At 65.7% G+C, this 24,105-nt stretch carries 18 protein-coding genes and 3 pseudogenes; 8 read left to right on the top strand and 13 right to left on the bottom strand.

Translation table 11 applies throughout. The features are described from left to right. On the top strand, positions 1 to 198 hold a 198-nt coding region (locus tag FUT88_RS26410; protein ID WP_222614255.1), incomplete at its 5' end, for a hypothetical protein. A gap of 190 nt (positions 199 to 388) precedes the next feature. Here the strand turns inward: FUT88_RS26410 and FUT88_RS10140 are convergent. The 6 genes and pseudogenes from FUT88_RS10140 to FUT88_RS10115 all read right to left on the bottom strand — a co-directional run bounded on the left by FUT88_RS10140 (position 389) and on the right by FUT88_RS10115 (position 7,969). Further along, positions 389 to 1,960 (bottom strand): SulP family inorganic anion transporter, encoded by a 1,572-nt coding sequence (locus tag FUT88_RS10140; protein ID WP_147214856.1) that lies wholly within the window; start codon positions 1,958 to 1,960, stop codon positions 389 to 391. 124 nt (positions 1,961 to 2,084) lie between these two features. Further along, the gene (locus tag FUT88_RS10135) at positions 2,085 to 2,729 is read right to left on the bottom strand and encodes a carbonic anhydrase (protein ID WP_102065763.1); all 645 of its coding nucleotides are present in this window, start codon (positions 2,727 to 2,729) and stop codon (positions 2,085 to 2,087) included. A 384-nt stretch (positions 2,730 to 3,113) separates the two neighbouring features. Then, a pseudogene (locus tag FUT88_RS27080) lies at positions 3,114 to 5,151 on the bottom strand (DUF3488 and DUF4129 domain-containing transglutaminase family protein). Then, entirely contained in the window at positions 5,148 to 6,224 is a 1,077-nt protein-coding gene (locus FUT88_RS10125) for a DUF58 domain-containing protein (RefSeq protein WP_147214855.1), read from the bottom strand. Before FUT88_RS10125 ends, FUT88_RS27080 begins: the two are co-directional and overlap by 4 nt. Before the next feature lie 12 nt (positions 6,225 to 6,236). Continuing rightward, positions 6,237 to 7,198, bottom strand: a pseudogene (locus FUT88_RS10120) (AAA family ATPase). 93 nt (positions 7,199 to 7,291) lie between these two features. Further along, positions 7,292 to 7,969, bottom strand: coding sequence for a TetR/AcrR family transcriptional regulator (locus FUT88_RS10115; RefSeq protein ID WP_147214854.1), 678 nt, complete (start codon positions 7,967 to 7,969; stop codon positions 7,292 to 7,294). A gap of 176 nt (positions 7,970 to 8,145) precedes the next feature. Here FUT88_RS10115 and FUT88_RS10110 point away from each other — a divergent pair, with 176 nt between their 5' ends. Continuing rightward, the gene (locus FUT88_RS10110; protein WP_027679547.1) at positions 8,146 to 9,444 is read left to right on the top strand and encodes an MFS transporter; all 1,299 of its coding nucleotides are present in this window, start codon (positions 8,146 to 8,148) and stop codon (positions 9,442 to 9,444) included. A 4-nt stretch (positions 9,445 to 9,448) separates the two neighbouring features. On the opposite strand, the pseudogene modA reads toward FUT88_RS10110, so the two are convergent. The 4 genes and pseudogenes from modA to FUT88_RS10090 form a co-directional block, all read right to left on the bottom strand. Further along, positions 9,449 to 10,221 (bottom strand): annotated as a pseudogene (gene modA, locus FUT88_RS10105) (molybdate ABC transporter substrate-binding protein). Positions 10,222 to 10,326: 105 nt separating this feature from the next. Further along, the gene (locus tag FUT88_RS10100; RefSeq protein ID WP_147214853.1) at positions 10,327 to 11,205 is read right to left on the bottom strand and encodes a LysR family transcriptional regulator; all 879 of its coding nucleotides are present in this window, start codon (positions 11,203 to 11,205) and stop codon (positions 10,327 to 10,329) included. A 50-nt stretch (positions 11,206 to 11,255) separates the two neighbouring features. Then, the gene (locus FUT88_RS10095; protein ID WP_009240267.1) at positions 11,256 to 11,690 is read right to left on the bottom strand and encodes a VOC family protein; all 435 of its coding nucleotides are present in this window, start codon (positions 11,688 to 11,690) and stop codon (positions 11,256 to 11,258) included. A 241-nt stretch (positions 11,691 to 11,931) separates the two neighbouring features. Further along, positions 11,932 to 12,510 carry a GNAT family N-acetyltransferase gene (locus FUT88_RS10090; protein WP_102065756.1) on the bottom strand — a complete coding sequence of 193 codons (579 nt, stop codon included), beginning with the start codon at positions 12,508 to 12,510 and terminating at the stop codon, positions 11,932 to 11,934. A gap of 134 nt (positions 12,511 to 12,644) precedes the next feature. On the opposite strand from FUT88_RS10090, the gene FUT88_RS10085 reads away from it, so the two are divergent. From FUT88_RS10085 to FUT88_RS10060, 6 genes are all read left to right on the top strand, one after another. Next, a complete protein-coding gene (locus tag FUT88_RS10085) occupies positions 12,645 to 13,187 on the top strand; it encodes a winged helix-turn-helix transcriptional regulator (RefSeq protein ID WP_147214852.1) in 543 nt (180 codons plus the stop codon). 170 nt (positions 13,188 to 13,357) lie between these two features. Continuing rightward, entirely contained in the window at positions 13,358 to 14,194 is an 837-nt protein-coding gene (locus tag FUT88_RS10080; RefSeq protein ID WP_147214851.1) for a GntR family transcriptional regulator, read from the top strand. 100 nt (positions 14,195 to 14,294) lie between these two features. Continuing rightward, positions 14,295 to 15,512: an MFS transporter gene (locus FUT88_RS10075; protein WP_147214850.1), complete on the top strand. Its 1,218-nt coding sequence runs from the start codon at positions 14,295 to 14,297 to the stop codon at positions 15,510 to 15,512. A 79-nt stretch (positions 15,513 to 15,591) separates the two neighbouring features. Further along, entirely contained in the window at positions 15,592 to 15,891 is a 300-nt protein-coding gene (locus FUT88_RS10070) for a type II toxin-antitoxin system RelE/ParE family toxin (RefSeq protein WP_147214849.1), read from the top strand. A gap of 2 nt (positions 15,892 to 15,893) precedes the next feature. After that, complete coding sequence (locus tag FUT88_RS10065) at positions 15,894 to 16,196, top strand: addiction module antidote protein (protein ID WP_037026632.1); 303 nt, start codon at positions 15,894 to 15,896, stop codon at positions 16,194 to 16,196. Between the two features lie 173 nt (positions 16,197 to 16,369). Beyond that, positions 16,370 to 17,674: an MFS family transporter gene (locus FUT88_RS10060; RefSeq protein ID WP_147214848.1), complete on the top strand. Its 1,305-nt coding sequence runs from the start codon at positions 16,370 to 16,372 to the stop codon at positions 17,672 to 17,674. 91 nt (positions 17,675 to 17,765) lie between these two features. On the opposite strand, the gene FUT88_RS10055 is transcribed toward FUT88_RS10060, so the two are convergent. From FUT88_RS10055 to FUT88_RS10045, 3 genes are all read right to left on the bottom strand, one after another. Continuing rightward, the gene (locus FUT88_RS10055; RefSeq protein WP_410003875.1) at positions 17,766 to 20,354 is read right to left on the bottom strand and encodes a 2-oxoglutarate dehydrogenase E1 component; all 2,589 of its coding nucleotides are present in this window, start codon (positions 20,352 to 20,354) and stop codon (positions 17,766 to 17,768) included. A gap of 259 nt (positions 20,355 to 20,613) precedes the next feature. After that, entirely contained in the window at positions 20,614 to 22,233 is a 1,620-nt protein-coding gene (locus FUT88_RS10050; protein WP_147214847.1) for a methyl-accepting chemotaxis protein, read from the bottom strand. A gap of 547 nt (positions 22,234 to 22,780) precedes the next feature. Continuing rightward, on the bottom strand, positions 22,781 to 23,755 hold the full coding sequence (locus tag FUT88_RS10045) for a type III effector protein (RefSeq protein WP_261797095.1): 975 nt from the start codon (positions 23,753 to 23,755) through the stop codon (positions 22,781 to 22,783). Between the last annotated feature and the right edge of the window lie 350 nt (positions 23,756 to 24,105).

The following is a 24,105-nucleotide window of genomic DNA, read 5'->3' as shown; positions in this document are numbered from 1 at the left end:
GAGCCGGAGCTGGCGCAACCGCCCAGCACAAGCAGGCCAACCAACGCCGCCGAAACCAGTGTCCCTCGTTGCCATGTCTTCATGTCTGCCTCCCGTTTTAAAAATGCGCTTGATAATGCGCACTTTTGCCTGATTCGATCCTGTATCGGTGCGCCATCGGACTCGCTGGATAAAGCGCGTTCAAATTCAGTCTATTAACCGAGTCGATGGCAATTGCAAACATTGTCAAACGCCGGCGGTCCCCGTCCTGAAGCCAACCGCGGGCACGGAACGTCCGCCAGACGCAGTGTCACCGTGGCGCAAACGTTCGCTTGGCAGCAAGGGTTTCCGATTATGTTGGAGGCAACGCTCCAAATTACTCAAATGGAGTTAAGCCTCCGAGCCCACGTTATCTCGTTGCCGTTCGCATAAATGGCAGCCGCGGCATACGGAGCCCGGCAGCACGCTGCGGCACGGTCGCATCAAAGTGATGGCGTTCGATGACGATGCCGCGCGCCGGCGCCGCCTCGATGAAGTGCTCGACCATCTCGCGCACGTCGGGGTCGATGTAATCCGCGCGGGCAGCGTCGACGATGAGCGTGGCGTGATCCGGCACCTGCGCCAGATAGCGCTTGAGCGGCACCTTGCCCATGAACGACACATCCTTGCGGAATGTCAGCAGGAAGTGGTCGTGATGGCGCGCCATGACAATCGTGCGGCGCAGGTTGGCGCGAATCGCCAGCGCGATGCTCAGCGCAATGCCGATCACGATGCCGATCAGCAAGTCCGTCAGCAGCACGCCCACGATGGTGGCGATGAACGGTGCAAAGCGGTCCCAGCCCTCCCGCGCCACCGCCACGAACAGCGACGGCTTGGCCAGCTTGTAGCCGGTGAAGATCAGGATGGTCGCCAGGCACGCCAGCGGGATCAGATTGACGATGGCGGTCAGCGCAAACACGCTCGCCAGCAGCAGCGCGCCATGCACGACAGCCGACCAGCGGCTCTGCGCGCCGGCGTGCACGTTGGCCGAACTGCGCACGATGACGGAAGTGATAGGCAGCCCGCCCAGCAGGCCTGCCACCATGTTGCCCACGCCTTGCGCCTTCAGCTCACGGTCCGGCGATGCGGCACGTTTCTTCGGGTCGATCTGCTCGACGGCCTCCAGGCACAGCAGTGTCTCGAGGCTGGCCACGATGGCCAATGCCACGGCTACACGCCAGACATCCGGATTGCCCAGCGCCCCGAGCGTGGGCGACTCCAGCGCATCGAGAAACGCCCCGAACGACGCCAGCGATGGCAGATCGACACGATGTTCGGCCGGCACAGCGATGCCCGGCGCCACCACCTCAAGAAGCAACGTCACGCCAATGCCGAGTGCCACCACAACCAGCGGTGAAGGCAGTGCGCGGACCACGGTGAAGCGGCGCAGCATCGGTGTGTCCCAACCGATGAGCACGGCGGCTGACAAGAGCGTCACCAGCAGCGCCGGCAAGGAGATCGAGCCCCACGGCGTGGCGATCATGCCCGCGCCCGCCACACCTGCAGCGCCACCCTCGCCTGCCAGCCCGAAGGCCAGCGGCACCTGCTTGATGATCAGCAGCAGCCCGATCGCTGCCAGCATGCCCTTGATGACCGACGACGGCACATACGCCGCAAATCGGCCGGCGCGCAGCATGCCGAATACAAACTGCAGCGCGCCCGCCAGCGCCACGGCCACCAGAAACGCCGAGAAGCCGCCCAGCCGGGCAATGCCATCCACGACGATCACGACGAGCCCGGCAGCCGGGCCGCTCACGCTCAGTTGCGAGCCGCTGAGCAACGCCACCACCAGGCCGCCGATCATGCCGGAGAGCAGCCCCGCGAGCGGGTCGACGCCCGACGCATTGGCAATACCCAGGCACAGCGGCAGGGCGACGAAGAAGACGATGAGCCCGGCGAGCATGTCGCGCGGGAAAAAAGCCGGTGAGGTTGGTGTCTGCATGGTCTTGGAGTTGTAGGAACTGCGCACGCGCGAACGCCTGCCTGCGGGCGGGGGCACCGCCGGCATGCGTGAGGAGAGAGAAAACGTCGGGAAACGGCGGCCGCCACCACCGCCGTCAATCGGGCTACGCGATGGCCTCGGCTGGCATCAGGATGTCGCCGCGGGTGGCGTGTTCCGCATCGGGATCGCCCGACGCCAGCACGCGGATATGCCCGTCGGCCAGGCCGAAGATCCACCCGTGCACGCGCGGCGGTCGTTCTGCCTCGCGCACGATGGGGCTCTCGCGCAGGCAGCGCACCTGTTCGAGCACGTTGAGTTCGGCCAGACGATTGACGCGCGCATCCAGATCGGGCACGGCATCGAGTTCTGCACGGTGGTGACCCGCCAGCGCACACAACGGCGCAATACGGCGCGCCACGTGCGGCAATCCGTCGGGCGGCGGCAGCAGCGATGCACGGACGCCGCCGCAGCCGTCATGCCCGCACACGATCACGTGGGCGACCTTGAGCACGCGCACGGCATATTCCAGCACGCTCATCGTGTTGTCGTCCGCCGGGCAGACGAGGTTGGCGATATTGCGGTGAACGAATAAATCGCCGGGGTTGGAATGGGTAATCGTTTCAGCCGGCACGCGGCTGTCTGCGCAGCCGATCCATAACACCTGGGGTTGTTGGCCTTGGGCCAAACGCGAAAAGAATTCAGGGTCGCGCGCGGCTGTTTCGTGCGCCCACGCGACATTCTCGACAAGCATGCGTTTCGGTCGATGCATTGGTATGGCTCCTGCGGAATCTTCGAAACCGCTGCTGGCCGCAAACCCAGTTGGGTGGGTGTTTTCGGCAAACGTTGCAGTGCAGCGGAAACGTTACGAAAACCATCGTATGAGAAAGGTTCCCGCTGTGCCAGTGAGGGCATCGACGTCAAATCGGATCGAATATGCACCGATAATGCGCACAGACTGCGTAACCGTGTCGCACCGATTATCTGCAATCGGGAAACTGCGTGCAGTTATTGCACTGCCGGAGTTATCTATCCGAAATATTTAAACCCCGGATTGGAAAATATTCCATCACAGGTGAATGACCCGCGCGCCCGATTCGCTGGGTGTTTGCCCGCATTTGGGGCACGTTTTCTAAGCCGATCAACAGCTTGCCCGCTAGCTCAACCGAACTTGCGCCACGACTTCGCGCCACTGCGTGAACCGCCGGGCACGCGCTTGCGCATCGCCATCGTCACGACCATAGCGCAGGGCGACGTAGCCGGCGGCGGCATTGCGCAAAGCCTGTGCCGCTTGCGGAAATTGCGCGGCAGCACGCTCGGCGTAGGCCATTGGGCCCTCCGCCGGCCCACGCGTGCAGCCATGCCGCGCCAGCCGATCACACAGGCGCTGCCACTGGGCTTGCACGGGGTCCGGCTTGGGCTTGCGCTGCTGCCACAGAAGCGGCAGCGCGGCCAGCAGGAACAAGCCCGAAACGCCCCACAGCACTGCGCGAGGGTCAGCCGCATCCAGCCCCAGCCACGCGAACAGGCGCGCCTGGCGGTTGCGGTCGTAGCCGAGCACCCAACTGTTCCAGCCGCTGATGAGGCCATCCAGCCCCCAGCGCACGCTGCGCAACCAACCGGGTTCTTCTGCACGGCGCGAACGGAATTCACTGGCAGGCACGGCGGCAGCCAGGCCGCGTTCAACGCGTTGCGGCGCGACGGCTGCGGTCGGGTCCACACGCACCCAGCCGCGCCCATCGAGCCACACCTCGGCCCAGGCATGCGCGTCGGACTGGCGCACGATGATGTCGCCGCTCACGGCATTCACTCGCCGCCGAGATAGCCCACCACCACACGCGCCGGCACGCCCGCCGCGCGCATCAAGAAGACGAAGCTGCCCGCGTAGTGCTCGCAGAAGCCGCGGTGCGTGCGGAAGAGGAAATCGTCGATCTGCTGATCCTGCAGCGGCTCGGGTTCAAGCGTGTAGGCAAACGGAGCGCGACCGAACAGCTTGAGCGCGGCCGATACGCGCTCAGGCGGCGGCAGCTCTGCCCATTGCGCCGCCAGCGCACGCGCCTGAGGGTTGCCCGCCGGCAATGCCAGCGCCATCTGCTGCGTAAGCGGGTCAAGCGCGGCCGCGTCGTCCGCGCGATTGCGCGCAGGCAACCGCGAGCGCGCGTGATAGCGCACGCGCTGGTCGAGCGGTTGCGTGCTGATGAACTCGCCGTCGATGCTGCGGCCGGTGCCGTCGCGCGCCGCCTCGATCGACTGGCCGCGATCGAGCGCAAACAGCCAGCGCTGGCGCGTCGGTTCAAGCGTGATGTTGTAGTCGAACACACCGGGCGCACCGCGGATTGCGTCCGCAGAATTGGGTACGCTTTCCGGCGCGGGACGTTGCCGCATCGATGCAGCCGTCCACGTCTGCCCATCGAAACGCCACAGCACCATGCCGCGCCAGTAGAGCGTGTCGAGCGGTGGCGGCGCGCCGACAAAGTCGACGCGGAAGGCCAGATCGTCCGACAGGATCAACTGGCCAACGGAGCCGGGCGCCATGCGGTCAGACAGGCCGCTGACGGCGGTGTCGGCCGTTTGCGGCAGGCGCCATAGTGGATGATCGAGCCGCGGAAACAGCAGGAACAGCACCGCCGCGCACGGCAAACCCATGAGCACCAGGCGCGCCAACACACGCGCCGCGACACGCGCGCACGCGCCTGCGGATGCAGCAGCAACAGCCAGTTGCGCAGCAGCAGCGCCACGGTCGCCAGCATGGTGGCGGCCAGCCAAGGCGGCTGGTCGAACAACACCTGCGAGAGCAGCAGGAAACAGCACAACTGCGTGACGAGCACGCCGTTGCGCACCGTGTGCGATTCCATCAGCTTGAGCACGAGAAACGCGCCAAGCAGCGCCACCGACAAGTCCCGCCCGATGTTCCCGCCCGTGCGCATCGCCAGCGCCAGCGTCACGACAAGCGTCGCCACGCCCGTCAGCCCCAACACCCACTTGCGGGGCAACGGCGCACGCCGCACCCACAGCAACGCGCGCCAGAGCAGCAGCACGCCGAACACGGCACACGTGACGAGCGGCAGCGCACGCAGCAGCGGCGCGAGCACGACGGCAAGCTGCGCAATGAGCCAGCCGTGTTCGCGGTGCGTCAATGCGCGGGCGGAGCCGAAGGCGGCTGCTTCGGTGCCGATGGTGGCGGTCGTCGTCATGCGGCTTCGCCTTCCGGCATCGCAGGCTTGCCCCACAACGCCAACGCACGCAGACACGCATCCCGATGCGCGGCACCGCGCGCCGGGCCAATGACAACGCCCGGCAGGCTCAGCGTGTATTCGGGCTCATCGCCGGCGGGCGCGTGCTCGGCGGCCAGCACCCAGGCGCACAGCCGCGACAGGCGCTGCTCCACGTTCATCGACGGCGGCAGCGCTTCCCACGCGAGCACGCATTGCGCGTGGCGCACTTGCTGGCCGGTGCGGCTCATCCAGGTGTCGAGCCGTGCGCTGTGTTTCCACGCAATGCTGCGCAGTGCGTCGCCCGGGCGGTATGTGCGCAGTTGGTCTGCAGCTTCTTCGACATGGGTGCGCGCGGCGCGCGTGTCGTCTTCGTCGCCAGGGTCCGGCGCGAAGCTGGCCGGCAGGGGCGGCGCAGCGGGTTCCGGCGCGGGATAGACGAGCAAGGTCAGCGGCGCATCGGCATAGCTCCACGCGCGAAACAGGCCGAGCGGAAAACGCGTCGACACCGTCAGGCGCGGCAGCTTGAACCAGCCGCGCGGCTGATCGGCGAAAGACAGCGCGGCCACCACGGCGTCCTGCGCGTCGAGCGAGGTTTCCACGGCAGCGGCTTGCGCGGCGCTCACATCCACCCCCACGCGTGCCCACGGGGTGACGTTGGCCAACGCCACACCCACATTCAATGCATGCCCGGCAAACACGGCTTCGCCCGCCGCGCCGCGCACTTCCAGATCGACGAGGTTGCGATGCGTCTGCCACATGGCGGACGCCGCCACACCGGCCAGCACGAAGGTCAGCAAAAAACCCAGGCTTACGTTGTAGTTGAGCGAGCTGAGCAGCATCACCACGAGCAGCAGCGCAAAGCCGCCGCCGGCTGTGGTGGGGAGGATGTAAACGTGATTGCGGTCCAGGCGGATACGGCCTTCGCGTGGCGTGCGCGGCCGCTGCAGAAAGCGTTGCACGCGTGCCCGCGCAAAGCGCACGCCGGGCAGCATCGCCAGGCCCGCACCGAGCAGACGCAACGGCGCGAGCAGCAGAGAACGCAATCGCGCCATGGCGCTGCCTACTTAGGGAATGGCGACCGTATCGAGCAGCCGCTGCGCCAGCGCGGTCGCCGACAGCGTGCCGCCCGTCGCAGCAGGCGATGCGCCGCCACGGCCTTGAACACCGCTTGCACGTCTTCGGGCAGCACGGCATCGCGGCCATCGATGAGCGCCCAGGCGCGTGCAGCGGCCAGCAACGCCAGCCCCGCGCGCGGCGACAGGCCCATCTGCACCTGCGCATCGGTGCGCGTGGCGTTCACGAGCGCGAGCACGTAGTCGACCAGCGCCGGCGCCACGTGGACGGCATCGGCGGCCGTCTGCAGCGCCACGACTTGCGCAGCCGCCAGCACGGGTTCGATGTCTTGCGGTGCACCGCCGCCCAGGTACAGCGCGCGCTCCGAGCTTTGGTCGGGATACCCCAGCGACAGCCGCATCGTGAAGCGGTCCAGCTGCGACTCCGGCAGCGGATGCGTGCCGATCTGGTTCAGCGGGTTCTGCGTGGCGATCACGAAGAACGGCTCGGGCAGCGGATACGTCGCCCCGTCGTGCGTGACCTGCCCTTCGGCCATCGCTTCGAGCAGCGCGCTTTGCGCCTTGGGCGTGGCGCGGTTGATTTCATCCGCCAGCACCACCTGTGCGAACAGCGGCCCCGGGTGGAATTCGAAGGCGCCCTTTTCTTTCACGTAGATCGACACGCCGATCAGGTCAGTCGGCAGCAGATCGCTCGTGAACTGCACGCGCTGATATTGCAGGCCGAGCGTGCGGGCCAGCGCATGCGCCAGCGTTGTCTTGCCCACGCCCGGCAGGTCTTCCAGCAGCAGATGCCCGCGTGCCAGCAGACACGCCAGCGCCAAACGGATCTGCAGCGGCTTGCCCAGCACGATGCGATCGAGCGCGCGCTGCGCCTGCGACAACGCGGCCGGCAAGGTCAGCGGCGTGGCGGGCGCCGTACGAATGGGAGAAAGCGGGACTTGGGTGGGCGTCATCGAGGTGCAGCCGAAGCAACAATGCCAGCGAGTGTAGCGGCATCGCACGACACCCGCGCGCCCATGTCTTGTCTGCGTGAGCGCGCTACAACATCAGTCCGGTTTGCGCGCGGGGATAGCCGCATCGAGCAACACGCGTGCCGTGCGCGGCAGGCTCTTGATGAGGCGCGGTGCATCGGCGCCGAAGGTCTGGCTGGCGGTATAGCCGCCTTCGATCAGGAAAGCGAGATCATCGGCCAGCGCATCGGGGTCGGTCGCGCCGGCGGCCTGGGCGCGGTCGCGCAGGCGGGCGAGCAGCAGCGCCTTGTTGCGCTGAACAAACTGCCGCGCCGGATGCGTCATGTCCGGAAACTCCGCCGCCACATTCACAAACGGACAGCCCCGGTAGCCGGGGCGCGAAGCGCGTTCGGATACATCGATAAAGAACTGCAGCAGTTGCGCGCGCGCATCGTCGGGGTGCTTGGCCACGCTGGCGTTGAAGTAACCCCAGAAGCTCTCTTCGCTGCGCTCCAGGTACGCGAGGACGAGATCGTCCTTCGACTTGAACTGCCGGTAGAGGCTCATCTTGTTGACGCCGGCCTTCTCCACCACGGCCTCGACGCCAACGGCCCGCACGCCTTCGTAGTAAAACAGTTGACGCGCCGCTTCGAGCAGGCTGGCGTGCGCGTCCTCACCGCTGATACGGCGCGGCGTCGGCTTGGGTTGATCGACGGTGTCAGCGGTCGAAACGGTGGAAAGTGCGCGGGGTCCGCGACGGGCAGCGGTGGCCATGGTGATACTCCTGCAGGCGCGGCGGGAGGCAAACCCCCAGCCACGCCGGTGTCATTCGAATGCTGCTTGACATGTTACCGAGCGGTACCTACTATCGCAACCACGTTGTTACCGACCGGTAACGAATGCGATATTGTCGCCCCCACAAGAATCGAATCGAACGAATCGGACACCTCATGCAGCGACTTGCCCGCCTCATCGCCCCACGTTTCCACTACAGCTGGCTCGCGCTCGCGGTGGTGTTCCTGATCCTGCTGTGCGCCGCCGGCACACGCGCCACGCCCAGCGTGATGATGCTGCCGCTCGAGCACGAATTCGGCTGGAGCCGCAGCACGATCTCGCTGGCCATCTCGATCGGTATTGCGCTGTACGGGCTGACCGGGCCGTTCGCGGCGGCATCGATGCAGTATTTCGGCATCCGCCCGACGGTGCTCGGTGCGCTGGCGGTGCTGGTGGCGGGCACGGCGCTCTCGGCGATGATGCATGAGCCGTGGCAGATGGTGCTGCTGTGGGGCGTGATGGTGGGAGGCGGCACGGGCGTGGCGGCCATCACGCTGGGCGCGACGGTGGTCAACCGCTGGTTCACTTCGCATCGCGGCCTGGCCATGGGCATCCTGACGGCCAGCTCGGCCACGGGGCAGCTCGTGTTCCTGCCGATGATGGCGGCGGTGGTCGAGCATTACGGCTGGCGCCCGGTCGTGCTGATCGTGGCCAGCGTGCTTGCGCTTCTGCTGCCTGTCGTGTGGCTGCTGCTGCCGGAATCGCCCAAGAGCGTCGGTCTGCGCACGTACGGCGAACCCGCCGATGCGCCGGAAGCCGATCACGGCCCGCGCGCGAACCCCATCACGCTAGCCATGCAGACGCTCGTGCAGGCAGCCCGCAAACGCGATTTCTGGCTGCTGTTTGCGAGCTTCTTCATCTGCGGCGCGAGCACCAACGGCTACATCGGCACGCACTTCATCGCCATGTGCGCAGACCACGGGTTCTCCGAAGTGAAGGGCGCAAGCCTGCTTGCTGCGATGGGGATCTTCGACCTGGTCGGCACCACGCTGTCGGGCTGGCTGTCCGACCGCTACAACAGCCGCGTGCTGCTGTTCTGGTACTACGGCCTGCGCGGGCTGTCGCTGATCTACCTGCCGTATGCGTTCGGCTTCGAGTTCTTCGGCCTGCCGGTGTTCGCCGTCTTCTACGGCCTGGATTGGATTGCCACCGTGCCGCCCACCGTGCGCCTGACCAACGACGTGTTCGGCAAGGCCGCCGCGCCCATCGTATTTGGATGGATCGTCGCGGGGCACCAGCTGGGCGCGGCATTCGCCACGCTCGGTGCGGGCATGATGCGCGCCTCGCTGGGCAACTACACGCTTGCCTCGATGATCTCTGGTGGGCTGTGCGTGGCCGGCGCCTTCCTGGTGCTGCGCATTCACCGCACGCCCAAGAAGGACGCCGAGCGCGCAGGCCAACCCGCCACGGCGTGAGTGATTACGGCTTCAGGAAGCCGTATCTGGCCAGCACCGCCTGGCCCGCCGGCGACAGCACATAGGCCACAAAGTCGGCCGCCTGCTGGGGCTGCTTCGTGCCAGACGTCACGGCGATCGGGTACGTGAGCGGCACGTTCAGCGGCACGGGGCTCGCCACCTTCACCTTGTCGGCGGCGATGGCGGCATCGGTGGAGAACACCAGGCCGGCCTCGACCTCGCCGCGCGACACATAGTCCAGCGCCTGGCGCACGTTCTGCGCCAGCACCGCCTTGGCCTCCACGGGCTCCCACAGCTTGGCCGCTTCCAGCGCACGCTTGGCATAGCGGCCACCGGCACCGACGCCGGATTGCCGATCGCCACGCGCTTCACGTCGGGCCTCGTCAGATCGGCCAGCGCATGCACGGGCACCGTGCCGGCGGCCGGCACGATCAGCACCAGCTGGTTGGCGACAAAGTCGTGGCGCGTCTCCCCCTTGATGACTTTCTCCGCTGCGGCCTTGTTCATCGCCTCCTGGTCGGCGGAGGCAAACACGTCAGCCGGGGCGCCCTTCACGATCTGCTGCATCAGCACGTCAGACGCGCCGAAGTTCAGCACGACCTTGGTGTCCGGATGGAGCGCCTCGTACTGCTGCGCGATCGTCTTGAAGGCGTTGGTCAGGCTGGCAGCAGCGGAGACAACCAGGTCCGCCGCCTGGGCTGGCGCTGCAAAACCCAGCGACAGCGCAGCGACCAGGCCAATGGCGCGCACGTGCGCACGAACCGAAAAACGTTGCATGAAAGACCCGGAAGTGGATGAATGACCGGGCGTAATATACGAGTCGATATAACGCTTGGTCAACGCGCGATCTGAATGCCGGATATCACGCGCTCACCATGGGCTTCAGGTGCGTTCGGCGCGTGCGGCTTCGTCAATGCAGTCGGCAAGTCGCCCCGCAATGGGCTGGCGGCTATGGCGAGGGCGCTCGATCAGGCCGATCTCCCGGTAGAACGTGGCGTCGCCCAGGCTGACGGCGCGCGTGCCGGGTGGCCAGGCGGCTTGCGCGGCGGTCTGTGGGGCCAGTGCCACGCCCTGCCCGCGCGCCACGAGTTGCGTCATGCCTTGCAGCTCGTCGAGCTCGATCACGTCGTGCGGGGTGATGCGCTGGTCGCGCAGGAACTGATCGACGCGGCGGCCGCCGAACGAGCGGCGGTCATAGCGGATGAACGGTTGATGGGCGAGCAGCGCGCCCCAGTCGTCGCCGGGCACGGCGGCAGGCACCAGCAGCACGAAGGGCTCGGCCACCAGCGTGCGCCATTCCAGATCGGCCGGTACCGCAAACGGCGGGCGGATCAGCACCGCGAGGTCGATCTCGCCGGCATCCACCAGGCCAAGCAGGTCCAGCGAGACACCGGGCACGATGCGCGCACGGCAATGCGGGAATTCGCTGCGAAACTGCACCAGCGCATCCACCAGAAACGACGTCTGCACCGAAGCAATCGCGCCGATGCGCACCAGGCCGCGCTGCTCGTTGCCGCCGGCCTGGTCGCCCAGACGGTCATACAGCGTGACGATGTGTTCGGCCAAGGCCAGCGTATCGCGCCCGGCGGCGTTGAGCGTGGCCGAGCGGCCCGTGCGATCGAAGAGTTGGAAGCCGAGCGATGCTTCCAGCCGCTGGATCTGCGCGCTCACCGCCGACTGCGTGAGGCCGATGCGCTCGCCCGCACCCGCAAACGTGCCATGCCGGGCGACGGCGATGAAAGTCTTGAGTTCTCGAAGCATGAGGCGCGCGGATCAATGAAGACGCGCAAGGATACGCGCGCCGCGCCGCCTCACTTGGCAAACAGCGATGCCATGTTGGCAAACGCCTTGATCTCCATCGCGTTGCCCGACGGATCGAGGAAGAACATCGTGGCCTGCTCGCCCACTTCGCCCTTGAAGCGGATGTGCGGCTCGATGATGAACTCGATGCCGGCGGCGCGCAGCTTGTCGGCGGCGGCTTCCCACTCGGGCATGGAGAGCACCACGCCGAAGTGGCGCACGGGCACGTTGTCGCCATCGACGGCGCTGGTCTTGCGGTGGCCGATTTCATCCGGCGCGAGATGGGCGACGATCTGGTGGCCGTAGAAATTGAAATCCACCCAGTCCGGGGAGCTGCGTCCTTCCGGGCAGCCGAGGATGCCGCCGTAAAAGGCGCGCGCCGCGGCAATGTCGTGCACGGGAAAGGCGAGGTGGAATGGGGCAAGCACAGGCGTGACGTTGCTCATGTGGGGGGCGCAGGCTGGGAAGAGTTGGAATCAGGCAGCACCGGCACGCAGCGGGGGGGCCGCTTACGCACCGGGCCACGCGAACGAGTCTATGCGCATCCACTCATGCACAAAAGCGATGTTTTTTTGCGCTGAGCAACATTAAATTTGATGAATCAGGCAAAAAAGAAGCCGCCCAACGGCGGCGAAAGAGACACACGGTAAGCGCACCTGCAGGGGTGCAGGCGCGCGAAGACGAATATCAGGCGAAGGCGAACGGCGTCACGGCCATTTCGGCCTGTGCGAGCGGCAAGCGCACGGTGCAGACCGTGGCGTCGCCCGGCACATTGGCCACGCGGAAACCCGCGTCGCGCGCCAGGCTGATCATGCGGCGGTTGATGGACAACACCTCGCCGAAGACTTCCCGCGCGCCGGACACCCGCGCTGCGCGGATCAGCGTGGCAAACAGGCGTCGCCCGACGCCCTTGCCCTGCCACGCATCGGCCACCAGGATGGCGAACTCGGCCACGCCGTCTTCTACGACGAAGCGGCCGTCGGCGATCAGGTCTTCGCCGGTGCCGTCGGGGCGCGCCACGCTCACGACCAGCGCCATGTGGTTCACGTAATCGATCTGGGTATAGGCAGCGAGCATCTCGTCGGTCAGCCGGCCGCCGCCCACCAGGAAGCGCGCATAGCGCGACTCGGACGACAGTCCCTCGACCAGGGCGGCCTCAAGCGGGGCGTCTTGCGGCAGAATCGGGCGCACGGTGGCGATGGAGCCGTCGTGCATGGTCCAGCGGTCGATCCATTCGGCGGGGTAACGGTGGATGGTGTAAAGCATGGGGATCTCCTCACGCGATGGATCGTTGTTATTGGCCGCCAGCGCGGGATCGCCGCCTGACTTTCTAATTTGAAGCTAGATTAGCAGAAACCCTGACTTTTGCAAGTAAAGTCAGAATTGACTATGCTTTTGCCATGAGAATTCCGGAACCCCTCCCCGTCCCAGCGGCGTCCGAGCTTGTGACGTCGATGGAAGAGCCCTGCTCCATCGCGGCCGCCGTGTCGATCGTCGGCGAGAAATGGACGCTGCTTGTGCTGCGCGAGGCGTTTTCGGGCGTGACGCGGTTTGATGAGTTTTTGCGCCGCACGGGGTGCTCGTCGGCGATCCTGTCGTCGCGGCTCAAGGCCCTGGTGACGTACGGCATCCTGCGGCGCGTGCCGTACCAGGAGCCGGGCGACCGCGTGCGCGATGCCTACCGGCTCACACGGGCGGGCGTCGACCTGCTGCCCGCCATCGTGGCGCTCATGCAATGGGGCGACCGCTACCTCACGCCCGACGGCGAAGGCCCGATCCTGCTGCGCGACCGCGAAAGCGGCACGCCGATTCACGTGGCGCTGGTCAATGCGCTGGGCGAGCCCGTTGCACCTCAGAACTCGATGCGCGAGCGCAATCCGCGTTATGGGCAGGGGGAAAACGCAGCCGTCGCGGCCGCTGATACGCCGCCGGCCAACGGGTAACACACAACTTTACAGGCCCGGAAAAACGCCCTATCGTCGCGGATGAATGGGCAAACGGCCGCGTTCAACCCGCTTTCCAACGCATCCCGCGCCTTCCTGCCATCGGCTGATGGTTGCCCCGCCCGACTTCGCCCTCGACCTCGCTGCTCACGCCCGGAACCACGACTGCCATGCCTGATGCCGTGGTACCGCTCTACCACCAGATCTACGTCGTCCTGCGCCAACAGATTCTTGAAGGCCGGTTCAGCGACGGCCCGATGCCGGGCGAGATCGAGCTGGCTCGCCAGTTCGGCGCGTCGCGCGTCACGATGCGGCGCGTGTTCGATTACCTCGTCAAGGAAGGTCTGGTGCGCCGCCATCGCGGCATGGGCACGTTTGTCGTCAAGCCCGATGACCCGGTGACGATGGGCAGCGGCGCCCAGACGCTGCTGCAGAACATCATCGATGTGGGCGAGCGCACCTCCGCTGTCGTCGTCGAATTTGAAGACGTGCTGGCCCCGCCCGACGAAGCCAAATGCCTGGAGGTCGCCCCCGGCACGCCAATCAAGAAACTCGTGCGTGTACGCCACCTGGAAGACACGCCCATGGCGCTCATCACCACGTGGCTGCCGCTAGACGTGACGAGCAAGCTCACGCTCGACCGCCTGGCGAACCAGTCGCTGCTGCGGCTGATCGAGGGCTCGGGCGTGCGGATCGATCGCGCATCGCAGGTGGTGTCTGCACGATTGGCCGATGTGGCGACGGCGCAGTATCTGGATGTGTCGGTGGGCGCGCCGCTGCTGTCCGTCCAGCGCATCGTGCGCGAGATGAGCGGGCGCCCCGTGCAGCTCCTGCAAGGCCTCTACCGGCCCGACCGCTACGAATACCGCATGGAGCTGTCGCGCGTGGGCGAAGACCGCGCCCGCCTGTGGATCGACAACGCCGGCCACGACGTGCAGGGCGGTCACAGCGAAGACGTGGAAGAGGCGCCAACATCAGCCTCCACCGCCGCCAGCCAGCGCGCCTGACACCACCAGCAGCAAGGTTATTGGCCCTCAGCAGGCGCAGACGAAAGTTGTTAGCATCGCCGCTTCGCTGCGATGCAGCAATCCCGTCCATGAGGTTCCCATGTCGACCTCGCCTGCGTCCCCAACGCCTGCCAATACCACCACCGCAACAAACACCCAAGGGCTGATCCGCCTGCTCACGGCCGGTGCGGGCATCAGCGTGGCCTGCATTTACCTGAACCACCCGCTCCTGGGCCTGATCGGCCGCGACCTCGCCATCGCGCCGAAGGCGCTGGGCGTGTTGCCGACACTCACGGCGGCAGGCTACGCCAGCGGCATCTTTTTCTTCGGCCCGCTGGGCGACCGCTACGATCGCCGCATCGTCATCCTCTGGAAGGCGGTGCTGCTCACGTTGGCGCTCATCGCCAGTTGCCTGGCGCCAAACCTGCCCCTGCTGGCAGCGGCAGGCTTCGCGGTGGGGCTGTCGGCCACCATGGCGCAGGACTTCGTCCCCAGCGCCGCCGCCATCAGCACGGACCACAACCGCAATCGCAACATCGGCACGGTGATGACGGGGCTGTTGATCGGCATCGTCAGCTCGCGCGTATTCAGCGGCATCGTGGCGGACCACTTCGGCTGGCGCGCCGCATTCGGCGTATCGGCGGTGGCGATTGTCGGACTGGCCATTGCCGTGCGCGCCGCACACTTTGGTGTGGCGCCTCCCTCGGCCACCACGAGGCAGCCTTACCTCCTGTTGCTGCGCTCGCTCGGCACGCTGTTCGCGCAGCACCCGCGGTTGCGCGCGTCCGCCATCACGCAGGCGTTCATCGGCATCGCGTTCTCGGGCTTCTGGTCGACCGTGGCATTGCACCTGACGGGTACGCTCGGGCTGTCGACGGGGCAAGCCGGGCTGCTCGGCTTTGCCGGTGCCGCAGGCGCGCTCGGTGCAAGCATTGCAGGGCGGTTGTCGGGCCGCGTTGCGCCGGGCCACATCGCTGCGGGTGGCGCGTTGCTCATGGCGGTCACGTTTGCCGCGATGGCGCTGTTCCCGCAGTCGCTCGTCGCCATCGTGATCGGCACGCTTGTCTTTGACGTGGGCGTGCAGGCTGCGCTGGTTTCGCACCAGACCATCATTTATGCACTGGCACCGGAAGCGCGCAGCCGCATCAACGCGGTGTTCATGACGGCGCTGTTCATCGGCATGTCGTTGGGCGCGTATGGCGCGAGCCTGGCGTGGACGAACGGCCGCTGGACCGGCCTGATGGCGTTCTGCACGGTCGCAGCGCTGGTGGCGCTCGGGTTGCGCGTGATGTTCAACGCGCGGCAGGGGGCGCGGTAACAAGTCCGCTCGGCATTGCGGCTGTGACCATTTGTGAACTATAGTTTACAGATCAAAGTGCGATCCTTAGCATCCCCGCATGCTGACGATCCGCACTACCAATGCTTTCGACACTTGGTTTTCGAAGCTGCGTGACAAGACTGCGCAGCGCCGTATCCAGGTACGCATCGACCGCTTACAGCTGGGTCATCCGGGTGATGTGAAGCCTGTCCGAGCGAGTGTCAGTGAGCTACGCATCAATCACGGCCCCGGCTACCGGGTGTATTTCGCCCAGCGTGGCGCAGTGCTGATCATCCTGTTATGTGGCGGTGACAAGTCGACCCAGGAAGCCGACATCCGACGCGCGATTGAGTTGTCGCGCCATCTCGACGTGGAGTAACCATGCCTACCGACAAACCCGTCAAAACTCGCCCGTGGGACTCCGCTGAGCATCTCAAGACCGAAGCCGACATGGCCGCATATCTGGACGCGTGCCTGGAGGAAGCGGCCGACGACCCCGCATTTATCACGCATGCGTTGGGCGTAGTGGCCCGAGCGCGCGGCATGACGCAACTCGCACGTGACACCGGCATGACGCGCGAAGGGCTGTACAAGGCCTTGTCTGAAGAAGGCAACCCGAGCTTTGCCACCGTGCTCAAAGTCATGCGGGCGTTGGGTATCCGCCTGCATGCGGTCGCGGTGTAAAAGGCCGGGGCGTACCCGTTTCTGCGTGACCTCCACACGCCTCCCGCACGTCTGCCGCAACACGCCATCCCCCCCATCGGGGCAATTCCGGGGCGCGACAACCTGCGACATGTCGCTACAATTCTGAGGGTCAGCTTAGGCTGCCCACAGAACAACCACACCGAGACGCCCTCATGGATAGCACTGCCACCCCGCATGCGGTTGACCCGCACGACACACGTCGCCGTATCTTCGCCATCGTCGGCGCGTCGTCGGGCAACCTCGTCGAATGGTTCGACTTTTACGTCTACGCGTTCAGCTCGCTGTACTTTGCGCCGGCGTTTTTCCCCAGCGGCGACCGCACGACGCAACTGCTGAACACGGCGGGCGTGTTTGCGGCGGGCTTTCTGATGCGGCCGATTGGCGGCTGGCTGTTCGGCCGCATCGCCGACAAGCACGGCCGGCGCACGGCGATGATGATCTCGGTGCTGATGATGTGCGGCGGCTCGCTGCTGATCGCGGTACTGCCGACCTACGCGCAGATCGGCGCGCTGGCCCCGTTCCTGCTGCTTGTGGCGCGGCTGTTCCAGGGCCTGTCGGTGGGTGGGGAATACGGCACCAGCGCGACCTACATGAGCGAGGTGGCGCTGCAAGGCCGGCGCGGCTTCTTTGCCTCGTTCCAGTACGTGACGTTGATCGGCGGCCAGCTGTGCGCGGTGCTCGTGCTTGTGATCCTGCAGCAACTGCTGACGACGGCCGAGCTGAAAGCCTGGGGCTGGCGCATCCCGTTCGTGGTGGGCGCCCTCACCGCGCTGATCGCCCTGTACCTGCGCAAGTCGCTGCACGAAACGCAGAGCGCCTCGGCGCGCAAGGCCGAGCACGCGGGGACGATCCGCGGGGCGTGGCAGCACAAGGGCGCGTTCCTGCGCGTGCTTGGTTTTACCGCCGGCGGTTCGCTGATCTTCTACACGTTCACGACGTACATGCAGAAGTACCTCGTCAACACGGCGCACATGGACACCAAGACCGCCTCGAACGTGATGACGGCCGCGCTGTTCGTCTACATGGTGTTGCAGCCGGTGTTTGGTGCGCTGTCCGACCGCATCGGCCGTCGCAATTCAATGCTGCTGTTTGGCGCCTTCTCAGTGCTGGGCACCGTGCCGCTCATGAAGGCCCTGGCCACGGTGTCAACGCCGCTGGCGGCCTTCGGCCTCATCACGCTGGCGCTGGCCATCGTCAGTTTCTATACGTCGATCAGCGGGCTGATCAAGGCCGAGATGTTTCCGCCCGAAGTGCGCGCGATGGGCGTTGGCCTGTCGTACGCGATTGCGAATGCGGTGTTCGGCGGCTCGGCGGAATATGTGGCGCTGTGGTTCAAGCAGGCCGGCAGTGAATCGACGTTCTATTGGTACGTGACGGCGCTGTGCGCGGCGTCCTTCATCGTGACGTACTTCATGCCCGATCCGAGCAAGGAAGGGTATCTGCGCCACGAGCCGTAATCGCGGCCCGGCGTTCCCACGACAAGCCCATACCGCGACCACCGATGTCTCAAACGGCGGTCGCGGTCGAGCTTCCCGCATCAGCTTCCGGCTAACCCAACGCGCCAAACGCAGCAGCCACCAGGCGACGCTGCTCCGCCTGGTGCGCCCGCACCGACGCATGCGCGCCCGACGGCGTCGCGCTGCGGCACACACTGGCCAGTCGACTCCGCTGCGGAACACACGTCTCAAGCGCCTCGCGCACGAAGCGCCATGCGCCTTGGTTGGCGTCCTCCTCCTGCGCCCAAACAACGTCCTTCAGGTTCGGGAATGCCGACAACGCGGCCGCGAGCGCCTCCTGCGGAAACGGGTAGAGCTGCTCCACACGGACGAGCGCCACATCCGTACGCGCCTCGCGCTGCGCCTGCAGTTCGTAGAAGAACTTACCGCTGCACAGCACCACCCGCTTGACGGTTTCCGGGTCAACCACCGAGGCGTCCGCCAGCACCGGCATGAAGCACCCGTCGATCAGGTCCTGCACACGCGAATGCGAACGCCCGTTGCCATGGAGCTGCGTCTTCGGAGACATGACGATCAGCGGCTTGGGCGCAGCCAGCGCGGCTTGCTCGCGCAGCAGGTGAAACCACTGGCCCGACGTCGACGGCATGACCACGCGCATGTTGTCATCCGCGCAAAGCTGCAGGAAGCGCCCCAGGAATCCGTTGGAATGCTCCGGCCCGACACCTTCGTGGCCGTGCGGCAGCAACATTGCCAACGCAGACTGGCAACCCCACTTGTATTCGCCCGAAGCGATGTACTGGTCGACGAACACCTGTGCGCCGTTGACGAAGTCGCCGAACTGCGCCTCCCACAACGTGAGCCGCGTGCGGGTCTGCACGCTGTAGCCGTATTCGAAGCCCAACGCCGCTTCTTCCGACAACGGCGAGTTGACGATGTCGAACGTGCCCTGGCACGGCGCCACGTGCTGCAGCGGAACATAGCGGTCGCCTTCGTCAGACAAGCTCGACTGCGAATGCCACACCGCGTGCCGATGCATGAACGTGCCGCGCCCAACATCCATACCGGACAGCCGGATGCTGTGCCCGTCTTCCAGCAGCGTGGCGTGGGCGAGGTTTTCTGCCAGGCACCAGTCGACCGTATGCGCGTCGCTCGAGACCGCCGTGCGCCAGCGCTCGCACAGTCCGCGCACGACATCGTGCAGGAGCACGCCGTCGGGCGGTGTGGTGAGCGTCTGCGTCAATGCCTGCACGCGGTGCAATGACAACGGCTGCAACTGGCGGCGCGCCGCACCGTGCGGCAGCGAAACGTCGGCTTCACCCAGCACAGCGCCAGGGCCTGCGTGCAAATCGCGCACGGCCGCGTCACGCAGATCGGCCAACCGGGCTGGTTCCGCGCTGGCCGCGTGATACAGCTCCGTGACGGTCGGATGCGCGGCAATGGCCGCGTGCAGCGCGGGCTGTGTCACGGCGGGCGTGTCGTGCTCCGAATGCCCAAGGCGGCGATAGCCGATCAGATCGATGACGATGTCGGCGCCATGCTCCATGCGGTACGCAATGGCAATCCGAGCGGCACGCATGACGGCTTCGGGGTCGTCAGCGTTGACGTGCAGCACCGGCGCGTCGACCATGCGCGTCACGTCGGTGCAGTAGTCGTGCGCACGCACGTCCATCACGTTGGGTGTCGTGAAGCCGATCTGGTTGTTGACGATCACGTGCACGACGCCGCCTGCCGTGTAGCCGCTGCGGCGGGTCAGGTTCAGTGTCTCCATGACAACGCCTTGCCCGGCGAACGCCGCGTCGCCATGCACCATCACCGGCAGGCACGGTGTGCCGGGGTGCTCGTCCACATGCGCGCGCGCCATGCCGCATACGACGGGGTACACGCTCTGCAGATGCGATGGGTTGGGCGCCAGCACCAGCGCCACCTCGTCGCCGCCCACCATCCGACGCGCCCGTCCACCAAGGTGATACGGCAGATCCCGCTGGGTGAATGCAATGTCCGAATCCGGATCGAGCCGATCGAGCATGCCGCGCGCCCCAAACCCCATCACGTTGACGAGCGTATTCAGGCGCCCACGATGCGGCATGCCGAGAAACACCTGCCGCACGCCATGGCCGGCACCTTCCTCCACCAGCGTATCGAGCAGCGGCACCAGGCTCTCGCAGCCCTCCAGGGAGAACCGCTTGGCATGCGCGAACGTGCCGCCAACAAGACGCTCCCACATCTCCGCCGCCACCAGCCGGCGCAGCAGCCAGCGCTTCTGGTCAGGTGCGAGCGGCGGTGCCAGCAGTTCCGCTTCCATGCGCGCGTGGAGCCATGCGCGGCGCTGGCGTTTGCGCACGCTGCTGCAATCGAGGCCGATGGCACCGCAGTACACGCGCCTGAGCTGCCATTCGAGTTCCTGCATCGTCGTCGCGGTGGGCAGAACCGCGCTGGCGGGATCGCGCTTCTGCGCCGGGTCGAGGCCGTGAAACCGCAGGCGAAGCTCGGGCACGTCGGGCAGGGGCACGCGTGCGAGCGGGTCCAGCCGCGCGCGCCGATGCCCGTGCTCGCGATAGGCGTCGATCAACTGCGTGACAGGGGTGAGTGGGAGCGCCGTGGCAGGGCCGACCGGCGTATTGGACAGGTCAAACCCTGCGGCCGGACCCGGGTCGGCCATTTGAGGAGCGTGCGAGGACATGGTTGTTCAGGAGATAAGAGACACCGTGGGTGGGTCCCGCCATCGGCACGCCGGCGCACCCGCGCGCGCAATCCTCCAACCAGCACAGCGGTTGCGCAGCAGACACCTGTTCGGCAAATGGCGGGACCGTTCGAAACGCCAAAGCAAAGCGCTACGTCGATTCCTTCTGTAACGAGCCGCCTGGCGACGACCCGTGCCTCCTCCGTTGGACTGCTGACTGCAACATCACTGCGACAACAACTGCGAATGACAAACGTGTCTAAGCGCGCGCCCAGCCAGCTTGCGCCAGCGTGGCCGTCCCGCTCTGTGCGCCATGCGCATGACCCGACATGTCGCCATGCAGCTTGAACGCGCTGACCATGTCGGCCAGCTGATCGGCCTGGTCCTGCAGCGCCTGTGCCGAGGTCGCGCCTTCCTCGACCAGCGAGGCGTTTTCCTGCGTGACCTTGTCCATCTGCGTGATGGCCTCGTTGATCTGCTCGATGCCTTCGCTCTGCTCGCGGCTTGAAGCGCTGATCTCGGCAACGATGTTCGTCACGTTCTGGATACCGGCCACCACGTCGCGGATGATCTGGCCGGCCTCTTCCACCTTGGCGGTGCCGGTGCCGACGTGGTTGACGGAATCTTCGATCAGCGCCTTGATCTCCTTGGCCGCTGCGGCACTGCGCTGCGCAAGGTTGCGCACCTCGCCCGCCACCACGGCAAAGCCACGGCCCTGCTCACCGGCGCGCGCAGCTTCCACTGCGGCGTTCAGTGCCAGGATGTTGGTCTGGAACGCGATGCTGTCGATCACGCCGATGATGTCGACGATCTTGCGTGACGACGCATTGATGGTGCTCATCGTTTCGATCGCCTCGCCAACGGCATCGCCGCCCTTGGTGGCCACCAGCGATGCATTGGATGCCAGGCGGCTGGCTTCCTGCGCGTTGTCGGCGTTCTGCTTGACGGTGGAGGTGAGCTGTTCCATGGCCGCCGCCGTTTCTTCCAGCGAGCTGGCCTGCTGTTCGGTCCGGCTGGACAGATCGATGTTGCCGCTGGCCACCTCGCGCGATGCACGCGCGATGGTGTCCGTTCCGCCGCGCACCCGGCCGACGATGCCGTGCAGGTTCTCGGTCATGCGCTTGAGCGCGGCCAGCAGGCGGCCGATCTCATCTTGCGCGCCAAGCTCAAGACGGTGCGTCAGATCGCCCTGCGCCACGGCTTCAGCCAGATGCAGCGCACGGTTGATCGGGCCGGTGATCGTGCGGGTGATGAAAGCGCCCGTGGCAATGGCAAGCAGGGTTGCCAGCACCGCCAGCACGATCATCTGGATCTTCGCGTTGGCGCCTTGCGCGGCGGCTTCGCCCACGTCGTGCTCCATCTCGCTCGCCTGGCGGTCCACCATCTTGTCGACCAGCACGTAGTACTGGTCTTGCAGGCGGCTCATGTCACCCTGGTACAGCACGCGAGCGTCTTCGGGCTTGTTGGCATCGATCAGCTCAAAGAACTTGCGCACGCTCGCACCGTAAGCGGAACGCGCGTCGAACTGTTCCTTGAAGAGCGCCTTGCCCGCATCGGTCGTGAGCATCTTCTCCAGCCGCCCATACGCCTGCCCATTGGCCTGGCGGATGGCCGCGTAGTCGCTCATGTACTTCGCTTTCTGATCGGCCGACGTGGCCAGCAGCAGATTGCTGAGAATGCCGTTGGCCTTGTAGCCGTTGTTCTTGATCTGGTTGCTCAGTGCGATCAGCGAATAGCGCTCGCTGACGATCCGGCCCATCTTCGTATTGTTGTCGTCCAGCCGTTGGATGCCGACCGCGGCGGTCCCGATCAGCAGCGCCACGACAAGCGCGAACGCTGCACCAAGGCGCACTCCGATCTTCATATCCGAGATTCTCATTTGCTTCATTCCTGTTTCAGCGGCGTCAGAGAGAGAGAGACGTCATGACCTGGTCAGCCCCATCGCCGGGATGATCTGGCGATGCACGCAGGTACATGCGTCGAAGCAGGAGCATCTTGGAGACATGTGCGGCTGTCGTTGGCCGATCTTCAAAACCGTCGCGCTACAAGATTGCCCAGGCTGCTTCGATCGGAAATGACGGCACGGCACAAGGATTCTTGAATGCGATGCCAACGCAGCAACGCGCTTCAAACCTGTGCACTCGACTCGGTGCACAGATCGCCGATCGCGAGGTGCGTGGCGCCAGCACTGGCGTGGCGGCACATCGCATCAAAACGAAGAGAACGAACGCGCACCAAATTTGAGCTTTTTTGAATCTTGGCGGCGCAAAAACTTCCGATATGAAATTATTTTAATTCTCGTATGCGGATGGAAATCGAGGCCGCCATCATGCGGTCACACGCATCTGCATTCGCGTCGCAGGCCTGGCCGCCTTCCACGAAAATTTCGTCACGCGCACCTGCCGCATCGTCTGCTGGTGCAGCCTCTAGACAGCAACCTGACCGCCAAACCGCTGGCGAATCAGCTCCGGCGGATAGCGATAGTTCCAGCGCAACTCGGCACCGGCGGCCACGCGCTCCGTTGCGAAGAAGGCGCGGATGGCAAAACGTCGTCCGCAACGTGAGGTCGCCTCGAACACCGCGGCCTCCATGTTGTAGCCGGACTCCGCCTGCCGGTCCGCCTGGCCACGTTCATAAGCAAAGCTGGTGTTGGCCATCGCCAGGATGTTTTCACCGTCGACCCACGAATCGATGCCGCCGGCGCTCGTGCTCAGCACGAACGAATCATCGAGGCACGTGTAGTAGGTGGCAGGGGTCATGAGCCGGCCGCCATAGACGCCGAGGCATTCGCCAACGGCGATGTCCCGCACCGCAAATACACCGCGCTCGCCAATGAGCGCTTCCTCGCGCGGGTCGCGCAGGTCAGCACGCTGTAACCGTCGGCACACAAGCGTGCGGTGATACAACCCGCCCCGCAAACTGGGCGTCACATCGACTTGCAGGTATGGCCATACCGCGTCAGCCAGGTAACGCTCGAAGCGGCCTCCGACTCGCCCCGTCGGCTCCAGCGCGGTGATGAGAATGGGCTGCTCGATGTCGTCGCGAAACGGATAGCGCTGATCGACCTCGGGTGAGTACGCGAGTCGCGCAATGGCATGCGCCTGCTTGAAAGCCTGCGTCTCTTCCCGAAAGACGTGAGCGCACGTCAGCAAGGCGGGATCGTCCGGTTCTTCGGACACCAATTCCAGAATCTCGGAGCGCAGCGCCTGGGCCGCTTCGTAAAAGCGCGCGTGTCGCGCAGCAAGTCCACGCGTTTCAGCGGCCTGTCGAAGCGACGAACGAATACGGTCGACCAGCGCATCGGCAAGGCAAGACGTTGATGAAAGCATAAGCACCACGGCAGCAGGACGAGTCACGGACGGCCACAACCATAGCCGCAGCCCGGCGCACGGCGGCGTCACAGCGCGAAAGGAACCGTTGCGGCGCGAAACGACGCCCCCTCCCATCATCCAGTGATGTTCGCCAAAGGAAGCGCTCAGCGGATCGAAGATCTGCGTTGCGGTGCGCCGAGAAACGGCATCAGGCAGCTCGGGAAAAATCCACCCCCCTCTTCGGAGGGGAAACGTGGCATGGATCCTGCGTTATTGGCGCCCGTTTCACGACAATAAAAATACGGGTGGGGGTATGAACAAGAAGCGGATCCCGGCGATCGCGCCGGCGAAATGCAGGCACCGGTTCGGCATGTGTGGACTGGACCATCGCGCGAGTCTGGACCGGGGGTGCGCCTAGCAGGCAGATCCGCTCGTTTCTG

The organism is Ralstonia sp. TCR112, from assembly GCF_007997035.1.
GTDB lineage: Bacteria > Pseudomonadota > Gammaproteobacteria > Burkholderiales > Burkholderiaceae > Ralstonia > Ralstonia edaphi.
The sequence above is the reverse complement of the archived record's forward strand: the minus strand, read 5'-3'. Positions and strand labels throughout refer to the sequence as shown.